Annotated in this window: 14 protein-coding genes; 3 read left to right on the top strand and 11 right to left on the bottom strand. The window is 52.9% G+C overall.

All coding sequences use genetic code 11. From position 1 onward, the window contains the following. Window positions 1–20 precede the first annotated feature (20 nt). The 8 genes from AArcSt2_RS02880 to AArcSt2_RS02845 all read right to left on the bottom strand — a co-directional run bounded on the left by AArcSt2_RS02880 (window position 21) and on the right by AArcSt2_RS02845 (window position 9,461). Window positions 21–2,252 (bottom strand): TRAP transporter permease, encoded by a 2,232-nt coding sequence (locus tag AArcSt2_RS02880; RefSeq protein ID WP_250582799.1) that lies wholly within the window; start codon window positions 2,250–2,252, stop codon window positions 21–23. A gap of 34 nt (window positions 2,253–2,286) precedes the next feature. Then, window positions 2,287–3,336: a TAXI family TRAP transporter solute-binding subunit gene (locus tag AArcSt2_RS02875; protein WP_250582797.1), complete on the bottom strand. Its 1,050-nt coding sequence runs from the start codon at window positions 3,334–3,336 to the stop codon at window positions 2,287–2,289. A gap of 147 nt (window positions 3,337–3,483) precedes the next feature. Beyond that, window positions 3,484–4,944, bottom strand: a complete 1,461-nt coding sequence (locus tag AArcSt2_RS02870) for an acetyl-CoA hydrolase/transferase C-terminal domain-containing protein (RefSeq protein WP_250582795.1) — start codon at window positions 4,942–4,944, stop codon at window positions 3,484–3,486. Next, the gene (locus AArcSt2_RS02865; protein ID WP_250582793.1) at window positions 4,941–5,516 is read right to left on the bottom strand and encodes a MaoC family dehydratase; all 576 of its coding nucleotides are present in this window, start codon (window positions 5,514–5,516) and stop codon (window positions 4,941–4,943) included. The genes AArcSt2_RS02870 and AArcSt2_RS02865 overlap by 4 nt, the downstream gene beginning before the upstream one ends. 8 nt (window positions 5,517–5,524) lie before the next feature. Further along, entirely contained in the window at window positions 5,525–6,727 is a 1,203-nt protein-coding gene (locus AArcSt2_RS02860) for an acyl-CoA dehydrogenase family protein (protein WP_425493643.1), read from the bottom strand. A 75-nt stretch (window positions 6,728–6,802) separates the two neighbouring features. Next, window positions 6,803–8,227, bottom strand: coding sequence for an MmgE/PrpD family protein (locus tag AArcSt2_RS02855; RefSeq protein WP_250582789.1), 1,425 nt, complete (start codon window positions 8,225–8,227; stop codon window positions 6,803–6,805). After that, entirely contained in the window at window positions 8,224–9,027 is an 804-nt protein-coding gene (locus tag AArcSt2_RS02850) for an SDR family NAD(P)-dependent oxidoreductase (RefSeq protein ID WP_250582787.1), read from the bottom strand. The genes AArcSt2_RS02855 and AArcSt2_RS02850 overlap by 4 nt, the downstream gene beginning before the upstream one ends. After that, window positions 9,027–9,461, bottom strand: coding sequence for a universal stress protein (locus AArcSt2_RS02845; RefSeq protein WP_174652606.1), 435 nt, complete (start codon window positions 9,459–9,461; stop codon window positions 9,027–9,029). Before AArcSt2_RS02845 ends, AArcSt2_RS02850 begins: the two co-directional genes overlap by 1 nt. A 98-nt stretch (window positions 9,462–9,559) precedes the next feature. Between AArcSt2_RS02845 and AArcSt2_RS02840 the strand changes: the two genes are divergently transcribed. Further along, entirely contained in the window at window positions 9,560–9,934 is a 375-nt protein-coding gene (locus tag AArcSt2_RS02840) for a VOC family protein (protein ID WP_174652607.1), read from the top strand. Here AArcSt2_RS02840 and AArcSt2_RS02835 read toward each other — a convergent pair. Further along, window positions 9,931–10,314, bottom strand: coding sequence for a tautomerase (locus AArcSt2_RS02835; protein ID WP_250582785.1), 384 nt, complete (start codon window positions 10,312–10,314; stop codon window positions 9,931–9,933). The two genes, AArcSt2_RS02840 and AArcSt2_RS02835, sit on opposite strands and share 4 nt — an antisense overlap. A 52-nt stretch (window positions 10,315–10,366) precedes the next feature. Further along, window positions 10,367–11,560, bottom strand: a complete 1,194-nt coding sequence (locus AArcSt2_RS02830) for an MFS transporter (protein WP_250582783.1) — start codon at window positions 11,558–11,560, stop codon at window positions 10,367–10,369. A 107-nt stretch (window positions 11,561–11,667) separates the two neighbouring features. On the opposite strand from AArcSt2_RS02830, the gene AArcSt2_RS02825 reads away from it, so the two are divergent. Both AArcSt2_RS02825 and AArcSt2_RS02820 read left to right on the top strand, forming a co-directional pair. Further along, a complete protein-coding gene (locus AArcSt2_RS02825; RefSeq protein WP_250582781.1) occupies window positions 11,668–11,850 on the top strand; it encodes a ribbon-helix-helix domain-containing protein in 183 nt (60 codons plus the stop codon). 4 nt (window positions 11,851–11,854) lie between these two features. Continuing rightward, window positions 11,855–12,556: a queuosine precursor transporter gene (locus tag AArcSt2_RS02820; RefSeq protein WP_250582779.1), complete on the top strand. Its 702-nt coding sequence runs from the start codon at window positions 11,855–11,857 to the stop codon at window positions 12,554–12,556. On the opposite strand, the gene AArcSt2_RS02815 is transcribed toward AArcSt2_RS02820, so the two are convergent. Next, on the bottom strand, window positions 12,553–13,329 hold the full coding sequence (locus tag AArcSt2_RS02815; RefSeq protein ID WP_174652612.1) for a 23S rRNA (uridine(2552)-2'-O)-methyltransferase: 777 nt from the start codon (window positions 13,327–13,329) through the stop codon (window positions 12,553–12,555). The genes AArcSt2_RS02820 and AArcSt2_RS02815 overlap by 4 nt on opposite strands. Window positions 13,330–13,374 lie beyond the last annotated feature (45 nt).

Raw genomic sequence — 13,374 nt, 5'->3', positions numbered from 1 at the left:
AAATAACAGCGAGAACGGAGCTACTGATCGCGTCGTCCAGTGACCGTTCCAACAATCCCTTTCAACGTATCAAGCGGTGCGGCGCTTCCAGCGACAATCTGGAGCATGTAGAGCGCTCCGATTGCGGCGACTCCACCCAACTGGACCAGCTGTTCTGGATAGACCATCACAACAATACCAAGCACGAAGAACGCCACCCGGAGCCCGTATTTTGGAGCTCGTCCAAAGGCGAATCGGTAATTAATTCCGTGGATGATCGAGATTGCCCCAACAAGTGCGAGCGCTCCTGCAGAGAGTGATGCGTAGTTGAACACTCCCGACACGATTTCCGGATGGTAAATAAAGGCGAATGGCAGGACGAAAAGCGGTGCCGAGATTTTTAATGCTTCCCGACAGCTTGTCCAAAAGCCTCCGCCGGAGATACCACATGTCACAGCCACACAGGTTGCGATTGGCGGCGTTAACCCTGCTAAGATCGCTGCGTAGAACACGAAGAAGTGTGATGCGAAGTCAGGGATAAAGAACTGATTGATCAGTGTTGGTGCGATCAGCAGTGCAACGATCGTGTATGCTGCAGTCGTTGGCATACCGAGGCCAAGTAGAATACAAATGATCATTGCAAGGATGACTGCAATCAGCAGTACACCACCGGAAAGCTCGATGAGTGTGAGCGAAATTGCGGTTGGAACACCGGTTGTCTGTAGAATATCAACAACACCGTTGATCGACGCGAGAATGATCGCCACCGGTGCTAAGACAATAACTCCCTCTCTCGCACCATCGAGCGTCTGTTTGATGGTGTCGATGAATGCGGTAATGATGCTTTCTCGATTGAGTGCTGCAGAAATAATTGGAATTCCAATCCCAAATAGGATCATCGATACCGAGGTGTAGAGTGCAGCCGTCATCACGGTCCACTGAAGCACGCCGAGAATGAAGATCAAGACTGCTAGCGGAACTCCATATTTGATCGCCTCGAGAACGATTTGTTGTGTCGGTAGTGGATCGCCAATCAATCCAGACATCGATGGATCTTCGATCTGTGGCGCTGCAACGTAGTGCACTGCAATAACGATCGAGACAACCAAGATGAATGCAGGGATCAGTCCTGCAATAATCACGTCAACGTAGGAGACGCCAGTGATCAGCGATGCCATGACGAATGCACCTGCACCCATCACTGGTGGAAGCACCTGCCCAGCAGTTGATGCAACCGACTCAATACCACCTGCAGTTTCCGGCTCGATACCGGCTTCTTTCATGAGTGGGATGGTAAATGAGCCAGTCATGCCTGCATTTGCCGTTTGGCTCCCGTTTACCGATCCAATCACTGCACTCGCGACAACTGCTGTTTGTGCGATTCCCGAATCAATGTATTTTGCCGATCGAACTGCAAGCCGAAGAATAAGATCAAATGCACCATACGCCTTCAGCAATCCGGCATACAAGAGGAACAGTGCAATCCATGCTGCGACAAGCCGGTTAAGGAACCCGAAGAATCCATCTACACTCACGACGAGAATACGGAGTATACGGGTTCCTGAAAGGCCAGGGTGATTTAGCGCTCCTGGTGCGAACATCCCAAACAGTCCGTATCCAATCCCTGCAAGAACCACCACAAGGAACGTCATTCCGAACGCTCGCCACGTAAGGAAAATCATTGCAGCCGTAAATGCAACTGCCATAACCAGTTCCGGCTGTGTTGCCCGGCCAACCGAATCAATTGCTACTGCTTGATAATTCGTGTATAGATACGCACAGGTGACAGTTGCAATTACTGCCGAGGAAAGCAGACCAAACAGATCGAGGTAGTTCCTGTTGTTGATTGGATCTGCAAGTTGCGAAATGACATATAACACGAGAATGCCACCCAAGAATGCAACCCCAAATTGCCCCCGTGGAATCAACTGTGTGCTTGAGTACCACATCACGCTCAACCAGAATGGTAATGACCCGTGAAGTAGTGCAAACCGAAGTCGATCGTCGACGGTTGAGGAGAGTTTCAAGATCCCCCCAACGAATACCGCCAACCCAAGCGCAACAATCACCGCTTGTATGGTACCTGGAAGGAACTGAGGTAATATCCAAAAGTTGAATATCCAAAATCCAACTGCAGCGACAAGTAACGTAAGCTGTTTGCGACCTCTACTTCCCTCTGCAAGAACCAGTGACTCGGAATCTGCGAGCAGTTGCTCATCATCTGTACTATCTGAACCGGGCGATACAGCCGTTTCTTTAGTTGTGTCTACCATCCGTCTGCGTCCCTAAATAAAGATTATTTGTTACTTATTCTGCTTCGCCACGAGTCCAGGAGTCGTCCCAAACGCCTTCATCTTCGAAGAAGTCTGCAACCCCTTCATGGATTTCAAGCTCCGGGATGACTGTCTCTGTCATAACCTCTGGCGAGTATTCGAGCGTTGTTGGGTCTGCCTCACGGAGCGTCTCCTCGTGTTCTATTGCAAGGCGGCAGACTTCACGGGTTGCCTCCGCAGGGATCTCTGGACTAAATGCCCACTGGCCTGCAAGGGCCCATCCTGCTGAGGTATCTGTGATTGCGTCTACATCCTGTTGGTAGCCGTACGGCTCGAAATCCTCGAGAAGGATTGCTCCAGGATGGTCATCAATCGTCTGAATAAAGTCATCATCAACCTCAATCAGGTTGAGGCGTTCATTACTTCGAACATCGACCTCTTGACACCAGCTCGCAAGGTCAACACCGTTTGAACCGTAGAGACAGAGTGCATCTACTCGGTCTTCCTCAACTGCACCTGGAATGTCATCTGTATCTACATTAGAGATCTCGTTTTGATCCCACATGTCAGCTTCACGAATAACATCCTCCGTCAGGAGGCGTGTACCGAAGCCAGGCTGGATTGGATAGATCGTATATCCACCCTCTCGAATATCCTCCGTGGATTCAATACCACTCCCTTCGAGTGCAACCCAGTGCATCTCCAACGAAGTAAACTGAAATCCTTGGTGGGGCAGACTCTCAACAGGCTCATCTCCGAACGGTCCTGAATCATTCAGCGCCTGTGACAACGAGTTGTTGTCAACACCCATCGCAGGAATCTGTCCTTCATCATACTCATACAGATTTGCAGTCCATCCATCTGTCTGCTGGACTGAAATCTCGACAATGTCGCTGTGCTGGCTCGCTGCTCGCGCGAGCGCCTGGCCAGCCTGTTGTGTAGAGGAACCCGAAGACGTTCCACCAATCGTGATGGTCGTCGTTCCATCATCGTCATCGCCTGTACAACCAGCTAACCCGATAACCCCCAGCGTCGCTGCGCCCTTGAGCATATCGCGCCGTGATGGCATGTCACCTGTAGGCATACGTATCCATCATATTCTTTCGTTGGTATAAGGGTGTCGCAGTTGATGAGATATTCCGCAACTAAACCCCTGTTTCAGCCGCTGTTCTCGCAAAAATTTCCAACTCACATTTTAATAAATAATTATATTGGCATTTATATCCCAATCTCATTCAGTCTCCCAGCGGTGGGTTGTCGCAAAATCGTGCATGATATTTCCGCTTGATTTTTTTGCTCGGGATCGGTAACGCTCCAGTTGTTCTCTGTACTGTGGGTCAGCAACCGCAATCATTTCCTCAGCACGCTCACGCGGACTTAACCCACGCAGGTCAGCAACACCGTGTTCGGTGACAACCACAGATAGATCATGTTCGGTATGATCCACGTGTGGTGTCATCGGCACGATCTTTGAGATGTCTCCACCTGCTGCGGTGGATGGAAGCGCAATAATGCCTAGACGGCAGTTCCGATTGAAGTCTCCCCCACCACCAATGCCATTAATCACATGTGTCCCATTGATATGCGTTGCATTTGCATTTCCGTACAGATCTACCTCGACTGCACTATTAATTCCGACAACACCAAATCGCTCGATGAGCGCCGCATTGTTCGAGATGTCTGCCGGTCGGAGCACAACATCCGTGGCATATCGATCGATATCCGCAAACAGCCGCTCCTGCCCATCCAGAGACAGCGCCAACGATGTCGCACTTGCCCCAGTAAGCAGTCCGCTATCGATGCTATCGAGCAGCCCATCTTGGAACACCTCTCCGAAGTAGATCACATCACGATCACCGAACTCGATCTCATCTAACGCTCCCATTAATGCATTGCCCATGCTGCCGACGCCAAACTGTAGATGGACGCGCTCTTTGAGCATTGGATTTCGTTCGAGTTCCGCCTCAAGGAACGATCCGAGATTCGCTGCAATCTGTAGGTCAACAGCGGTTGGATCGCGGAACTCGTAGGGAGTATCCGATCGATCGGTCTCGACAACTGCAATGAGCTTCTCGCTCGGGAACTCGATCTTTGGCGTTCCGATCCGATCGATCGGCCCACCAAGCGGAATTGGTGCTCGATCCGGTGGCAACGCCCGCGTGTACACATCGTGTACCTGTGCCAGCTCGATCGGTTGGGCATGATTTACTTCAACAATTAGTGCATCAGCGGCTGCAACAAACGCTGGTGTATTTCCGATTGAGGTTGAGGGGATCAACCAGTCTTCGCCGACCGCAACGGCCTCAACAATCGCAACATCCGGCTCACCAAAATCACCAAGCCGGACTTCATCGCCCACGCGAGAGATGTGTCGATCGTGGAACGCAACGGTCCCCTCGTTGATTGCATCGCGTACTTTGCGTCGGGTCTGGAATGGGTATCTTCGTGCGAGCTTACCTGCCTCGACGAGTGCATCATCAACTTCCGCACCAACACCACCACCGCTGATGACTGTGAGTTCCATCTCTCGATCATCCGCTGCGATCGATCGTGTCACGGATTTCGGGTAGCCAACACCACCAAAGCCACTGACCGGAATGACGGCATCCGTCGGGACGAGTGCTGCGGCTTTGTCCGCAGTACTGCGTGGAACCGCACCCTGAATCCGCCCATCTTGTGGGTCGAAACTCATTCGTCTGTTGGTGTTTGCGTTGTGTCCGGCTGCACACCAATTCCTTCCGGCCATCCAGGTGGCTGTGCGGCTGATGGCTCTGCATACGCTCGTTTGAGTACCATCGGTGTCCGCTCGAGCGAGAGCACCTTTGTTCCGTCTTGGTTGTATGCTCGCAGCTCCGTGGTCACAATCCCGACATGATCACGCGAACTACTCTCACGCTTTTTGATCACTTCGCTCTCTGCAAAAATCGTATCTCCATGATACACCGGTGCATGATGGCGAATCGTATCATAACCAAGGTTGGCGGTTGCGTTCACCGAAACATCAATTACGCTCATTCCAACGGCAAGTGCAATAACGAACGTTCCATCCACAAGCCGCTCGCCAAACTCCGTCTCCGCTGCATATGCTTCGTTGAAATGCATCGGATTGAGATTCATTGTGATGTTCGTCATCCACACATTGTCGGTTTCGGTAACGGTTCGGCCAAACGGATGTTTGTAGATATCTCCGACGCTGAAATCTTCGTAGTAGCGTCCGTGCCATCCCTCAACGAGCTGTTTTTTTGTATTGTTTTCGTCAGTCATTGTTTTTTTTAGTATGATCGTGGAAGCCCAAGGACGTTCTCCCCAAGGTAGTTGAGTGCCAGTTCCTGTGTTATCGGAACCAGTCGTGTCAGCCGCGCTTCTCGGAAGTATCGCTCAACGTCATATTCGCGATCGACACCTCTGCCACCGTGAACTTGAACAGCTGCATCTGCGGCTGCAAAGGCTGCTTCTGCGGAGAGGTACTTTGCAGTATTTGCCTGTGCGCCGACCGTTTTTCGATCGGCATCCGTCTGCTGGGCCGCATTGAATGTCACCTGTTTTGCACCCTGGATCTGTGCATAGGCATCTGCAAGCGGGTGTTGAAGGCCCTGATTCTGCCCAATTTTTCGACCGAACACCTCTCGTTCATTCGCATACTCGACGCCTTTTTCAATCGCTAACTCGCCCAACCCAACACACTCTGCAGCGATTACAAGCCGCTCTTCGTTCAATCCATCCAACACGTGGTAGAACCCCCGTCCTTCCTCTCCAATGAGATTCGACGCCGGAATCCGGAGGTCATCGTATGTTACGCGGAACGAATGGACAACGCCGCTTACGGTCTTGTCAATCTCTTCGAGTTCGATCGATCCGTTCTCACGACCGGCTTCAATATCAACTAAAAACAGCGACACGCCCTGCGTTTTTTTCTCCACATCTTCGCGCGGGGTTGTGCGCGCTGCGAGTACAAGATAGTCGCTCACGTCGATCCGAGAGGTCCACAACTTCTCGCCGTTGACAACGTATTCGTCTCCATCACGAACCGCCTCGGTTGTCATTGCGGTTGAGTCAGATCCCGCCTTTGGTTCGGTTAAACTGAAACATTGGATCCAAGCGTCACCACTTGCCACCCGTGGAAGCAGGTCTTGTTTCATCTCTTCGCTCGCGTATGCAACAAGCGGTGAGGAGTTGTAGATTGCCGCATGAACGGTCTGTGCACCGCTAAACCCTGCCCCGCTTGCAGCAATCTCGTTCATCATGACAACGGTTTCTTCGGTTCCAAGGCCTTTGCCACCGTACTCTTCGGGGACAAGCGTTCCAAGCCACCCTTCTGCCGCGAGTGTCTCAACAAAATCAAACGGATACTCTCCCTCTGCATCTTTCTGTCGCCAATACGCCTCGTCAAAATCCGAACACAGCGCGCTAATCTCTGTTCGAACCGACTCTTGTGTTTCGGTCAGTGAAATGTTATTTCGCCACTGCGTAACCATCATTTATAATAATCATGGTACTGTGATTTAGGCGGTTGGGTCCGAACAAAGGTTTCCGAGAAACCGATCGCGTGCTCACCGACAGATGCCGTACAGTGATTCGGTAACGGTCTCCCGATCGCTGTTTGAAAGCTCCTGGCAGACCGTGATTGCAGCCTGTTGCGTTTCTCTATCGATCGCGGCAGCAGTCGCTAACTCTTCAAATTTAGCAACAGTCTCGTCCCATGTGAGTGGGTTTTCCGGCTCTCCACGAGCGTATTCGGTGAACCGTTCATAGCTGTCTGTCTCCGTCTCGATCGTCACCCCCGCAGCCCAAACTTCCGGGAACCGAGATCGGGTCCGATCGGTTGTTGTGACGGACACGGTATCCATCAACTCCTTTCGGGATGGTGAATCAAGGGTGGACTGAGCCTCACGGAACGCTGCAAGCCCAACATCCCGCCCTGAAAGCGCCAACGCGGCGGCGAACGGCATACTGAACTGGCAGTCGACAAAGTTCTGCGGTCGCTGTTTTCTGTCGATTGGATCGCCAGTTAGTGTCACACCTGCTGCAGGAAGATCAACTGAAACAGCCGTGACGGTCGCCGGATCGATATTGTGTGTTGTTGCGAGCTCGATGAGTGCATCAATTGCGGCGTGCATATACCGACAGCAAGGGTATGGCTTCAACGCGGTCTCTAAGACCGCATCACCGGTCTGAATGTCATCAAGGATCGATGGAATCGGATCATCAGTATACCCAGCAAAGAACCCGTGTGTTCCTTCAATTGGTTTCTCGGAGCCACGGAAGCCGGATGCTGCAAGCGAGACTGCCTCGATCGCACGGCTCGCCGCAAGCCCCGGATGGAGCCGTTTGTTCCATGCACCGTTTTCCAAAAATTGGAGCGATCCAGCAACCTGGCTTCCGTTGATCCCAAACGCGGAGGTGAGCTCTTCAACTGATACCCCCCACAACCGACCAGCCGCAGCTGTTGCACCGAACGTTCCACACGTTGCCGTGATGTGGAAGCCACGACCATAGTGGCCGTCTGGATTGACCGCTTCACCCATTCGGCAGGCAACATCGTAGCCGACAGCGATCGCTGTCGTTAGCTCACTCGCCGAGGAGTTTGTTGCCTCTGCTGCGGCCATCGCAGCAGCAATAACTGGCGCTGCGGGGTGAGAGGATGAAGAACGGTGTGTATCATCAAAATCAAGACTATGTGCGTAGGTTCCGTTGAGCAGCGCAGCCCGATCGGGCGCAACCCGCTCGCCTGTTGGCAGCACCGTTGCACGGCCATCACCTGTCGCGCCGTTGCTCGATCCTGTGTCCCCTGTAAGCGCCTGCATGCCTGCAGTGACGCTCTCGGTTGAGCCTGCGATCGCTTCCCCACCGACCACAAGGCCAAGCCAATCAAGGGTTACCTTCCCGATTGTATCCGTCACCTCCGGTGTTAGCTCCGCAGGCGTGGTTTCAACTGCATGAGCTGCAAGCCTGGCTGCAATTGAGGGTTCGCTCATGGGAACGCACCCCGTGACCAGCCACCATCGAGCGCAAGCGTTTCGCCAGTTATGTAGCTCGATTCATCGCTTGCAAGGAAGGCAACTGCATCCCCTAACTCACCGGGCTCGCCAAGGCGTCGAACGGGAAGCTCAGCGGACCGCATTGCTTCCGCTTCGGCAACGCTCACACCCTCTTTTTCTGCTAGGTACTCGATTTTCTCGACCAACCGGTCAGTCATTATTCCCCGCGGACGCACACAGTTCACGCGCACCCCATCCGGTCCATACTCGTTTGCGAGACTTTTTGAGAGGCCATAGATGCCGGGACGAAGCGAAGCCTGAAACACGTCGCCTGCTTTTGGCTCCGCTGCTGTTGCAGAGACGATATTGACGATTGACCCACCGTCATCTGCGGTGAGATGGGGAAGCGCTGTTTTGAGCGTGAGGAACGTACTCCGCAGCACACGCTCATACACCGCGTCGAACTCTGACACACTCGTCTCTGCGATCGGCTGAACTGATGGCCCGCCGTGATTCGTCACCAGCACATCCAAGCCACCGAGCAGTTCAACGGCGGTTTCGACTGCCGTGACGATCCCGTCCTCGTCAGCTAAATCACACACTGTCGTCTGTACACGCCCTTTCTCTACACCTGTTACATTGCAGATTGATTCACGGGCTGCAGCGAGGTTTGCTTCGCTCCGTGAGGTAATCACCACCGTTGCGCCACCGGCAACAAGCGCTTCAGCGGCCGCCCGACCAAGCCCCTTACTTGCAGCGGTGAGCAGACATCGTGTTCCGTCTAGTTCTGGTGGCATTATTTTGCAACCGTTACTGGGAGGTCGCTCCGGAGAATAACGCCCTGTGTTACGCTCCCGAAGAGTGCTTTGCCAACCGGCGATCGTTCTCGACCTGCAATAACAATCATATCTACGTCTTCATCGGCAGCCACCTCGAGAATGCAGTCTACCGGCTCGCCTGTTGCCGTTCCAACACGCGTCGAGAATCCAGCCTCCGTCAGTGACTCATACGCCTCCTCGACCGACGCTGGCGTCCCCTGTATTTCAGCAAGTGACTGATTAATTTCGTCGATAACACTCCCTCCTGCTTCATCCCCTGGCGAGTCGATCGGTTCGTGTACATGCAAGAGTATGACTTCAACGTCATGCCCTCGTGGCAGGGATTGCACTGTATTGATTTGTCGTTTCGCTCGCTCTTTGTCGCTATCTACCGGTAGCAAGATTCGATACATACGTCGTAGATATATCGTGATTATATATCAAAGATGTGTCCGCGGCGACTCTGTGTGTAATACCAGTACTTTACACTGACGTTCTCAAGACATGTACTATGGACGTTATTCATACCGCGCTTTGGGTCTCAGATATTGACCGGACGATCGAGTACTACACCGAAGGCTTGGGGCTTGAGCACAATTGGGAGTTCACAAGCGACGGTGTTCGCAATGTCTACCTTGGTGGCGCACACGGCGAACTCCAGTGCAAATACGATCCTGATGGGGAGTACGAAACTGGGGGTGGCGGTGGTGTGGATCATATTGCGATTGGTGTCGAAAGCACTGATGAGGCTTTTGAACAACTAATCGAGCGCGAAGATCCACCAGTACATGAGCCACCAACGACACTGGAACAGATCTCTCGCCGTGTGGCATTCGTTGAAGACCCTGACGGCTATGTTGTCGAACTGGTTGAGCGCCTCGATTAAGTCGTGTCGTCAGGTGTCCAGTCACCGCCAACCCGATCGACTCCCATCAGCTGCTCTCCGGGATGTTCGGTGAATGCAACCTTGAGGTTTGGCTCTGGGACATCCCACTCCGCATGGAGATAGTTCATCGCGGCGAGTCCGAACGATCGTTTCATCTCAAACGATCGCCCCGATCGAATGTCCGCATCAAGGAAGGCGAGCGGTCCATCAACGGCCCGACCGATCGAAAGCGACTCCGCTGGGTGCGATCGAACAACAACGGCAACGTGACCTGCGGTTGTCTCCATCTCTTCAACGTACAATTGTGTGAGCATCTTGGTGCAGTTTCTGCGTTCTTGTTCCGTTAGATCGTAGGTTGTGTCAAGCTGAAGAAGCGGCATACTCTCTCTGGTTTGGCTGTGCACATGAGAATTTTCCTGACGGCAATAGCGATTATTCGACTGCTGCAGCGGTTCGTGTAACAGGTGGTTCAGTTCGGATAACGTAAATGATGAACCCGATCGCCAAACAACCAAACCCAGCAAGCAACAACCACGAGGCTTGATAGCCGTATATATCTGCCAGATAGCCAAATGCAGGTGGTGCAACAAGCGCACCTGATGTGAGCGACAACTGTCCACCACCAGTTGCGCTTCCCATCTCATCCGGCCCGACGAGCGTTGCCATACAAGAGTAGTAGACGCCGGTAAACCCAAGCACAAAAAAGCCAAGTCCAATGAGTGCGGCTGTTGCCGTAAGCACGGTATCACTGAACGCAACAACAACAAAGAGTATCACGCCAGCGATCGTTTGAATGAGCAGGATCGCGCCGATCGATTTTCGCGGCTCACCGGGCAGTACGTCACTGAGCCATCCAGTAAGAACACGACCAACGCTTCCAGACACTTGCAAGAGTGCAAGCACAACACCGCCATAGGCAACCGTCGCCCCGATCGACTCATCAATAAATAGAATTGTGTAGCCGGTTGTTGTGAACAGTCCTGCACCCAAAAAGAAGCCTGCAATGGTGAGCGATCGGTACGGTTTGTTCCGTGCTAATCCACCAAAATCGGGATATGATGCAGCGCCACTGCCGCCGCCATCTCGGTAGAATCCGAAGAAGAGCACTGCAGCAAGCAGCCCAAAAATCGCTGCGGTGATGAACCCTGCTTGCCAGAACAGTATCCCTGCAATCCACGTCACAAGCAACGCACTAATGCCGGAGCCTGCGGTGACACCGACCTGTTTGATACCCATTGCAAGGTTCTGTCGCCCGGCTGCAACGTTATCGAAGATTGCTTTGTTTGTCCCGGGCATCGCTGTGCCGTACAACGACCCAAGCAGAAATGCCGCAAGCAGTAACGCGGGGTATGACCATGCAACGGTCACTAACAGCGCCCCAACCGAGAGCCCAAGGATTCCAACGGTGAGCGTTCGACGCTCTCCGAACCGATCGGTCATCGCTCCAAGCGGTAACAAAAACACCGCATAACCAAGCGTGAGCGAGGTGACAACTAATCCAACCGCAAATCCAGAGAGTTGGAACTCATCTCGAAAAAACGGTGTCGCGGCAAAGACGGAGTAGTAGATGATGCTGGCGGCAACCTGCCAAAACAGAATCATCGAAACAAGACGCCACGTTGCCATCTATGTCACATCGCTTTGGCCACGTTGAAAGTAGTGGGTATCCCGGCAAACCATGACTGGCCTGTGTCGATCATATCGTTGATATATTCGCAGGATAATCCCTCAGTATGGCCAAAATAAGCGTTGAAATTCCAGACGAACTCTTAGCTGACCTCGATCGCCATGTGGGTGAGGACGGAAAATTCGTGAATCGGAGCGAAGCAGTCCGCGCATCGATCCGCAAGACGCTTGATCTGCTTGATGAGATTGATGAACGACACGGCCGCCTCCCGGACGACGTTGAACCGTAGACGAATGAGTAACGAGCACGCTACCCTTGTATTCGGACAGATCACGCTAATCGCGCTGTTTGTCACCGCGCTTGTCACTGCGCAGCTGACTGCGGCGAAACTGCTTGCATTTTCACTCCCGGTTGAGCTACCAGTTGTTGGTGCGTCCATCATTCTGCCCGGTGCAGCACTCGCATACGCGATAACATTCTTCGCATCTGATTGCTATGCTGAGCTGTACGGTCGTCGTTCCGCACAGATCATGGTCAACGTCGCATTTGCGATGAACTTTGTTGTGCTTGCGCTTGTCTGGTCAACGATCGCTGCACCGGGTGCAGACCCTGAGTTTGCAGCCCTTTTTGAGGAGGCGCTCGCACCGGCGGGAAACATTGTTCTTGGGAGTTTGCTTGCGTATATTGTGAGCCAAAACTATGATGTAATTGTCTTTCATCGGATCCGCGACGCAACAGACGGTGCGTACCTGTGGCTCCGAAATATTGTCTCGACGGGAACGAGCCAAGCGATCGACACCGTAATTTTCGTTTCGGTTGCGTTTATCGTCGCACCACAACTGCTTGGCGTTGGATTTGCGCTTCCATGGAGCGAGGTGATTGCACTCATTATCGGTCAGTATCTGCTCAAACTTGTGATTGCAGTTGCTGACACACCGTTTGTGTATGCAGTTGTTTCGGCGCTTCGATCGAAAACACCCTCAGCGTACAATTAGCGCTTCTCAATCACGTCCGCGAACGCAAACCGTGGCTTTACGTCGGTAATTCGAACGGTATGCGTCTCTCCGGTTTCCGTTTCGGGGACAAATACGGTAAAGTCCTCAACTTTCGCAATCCCGTCGCCTTCGCTTCCAACATCAATAATTTCGACCGCAATTTCATCTCCCGACCGAACCGGTGCGGTCAGGTAATGCTTTCCAACGAGATACAGCTCCGAAGATGAGTCACGGGAAGCATCCGGCTTAATCCGGCGAACATAGCGGAACTCGTTTTTCATGTCGTCTTCGAGCGCTTTGAGATCTTGTCCTTCGAACACCTTCACGGCGAGATCGCCACCAGTGCCAAGAAGCTCCATTGCCACTTCGAATGCTTGTCGTGCGAGATAGACCGATCGGGCATGATCCAGATTATACTCGCCAGTCATGTTCGGTGCCATATCCGAAAGGACAACATCAGCGCCGCTGTCACCGACCCGCTCTTTGAGCGCCGCTTTCGTCTCATCAACGGTCATGTCGCCCTTAATCGTGGTGACGGTGTGGGCATCGACATCTTTGATGCGTTGGAGATCGACACCGACGACCTTTCCGTGATCGCCAACTCGCTCAGCCGCAACTTCAAGCCATCCACCCGGTGCAGCACCAAGGTCAACAACCGTGTTTCCCGGGCCAAACAGTCCTGCATCCTCGTCAAGCTGTTTGAGTTTGTAGGCTGCCCGACTCCGGTAGCCCTCCTGTTTTGCTTTATTATAATAGTGATCGCGTCGTCCCATTGCCCCCGAATTTGCGGCGGAGCCGGTTAGCCGCTTCGCTCCATA

It is taken from the genome of Natronocalculus amylovorans, assembly GCF_023638035.1.
Taxonomy (GTDB): domain Archaea; phylum Halobacteriota; class Halobacteria; order Halobacteriales; family Haloferacaceae; genus Natronocalculus; species Natronocalculus amylovorans.
This window is presented reverse-complemented; position numbering and strand designations above follow the sequence as displayed.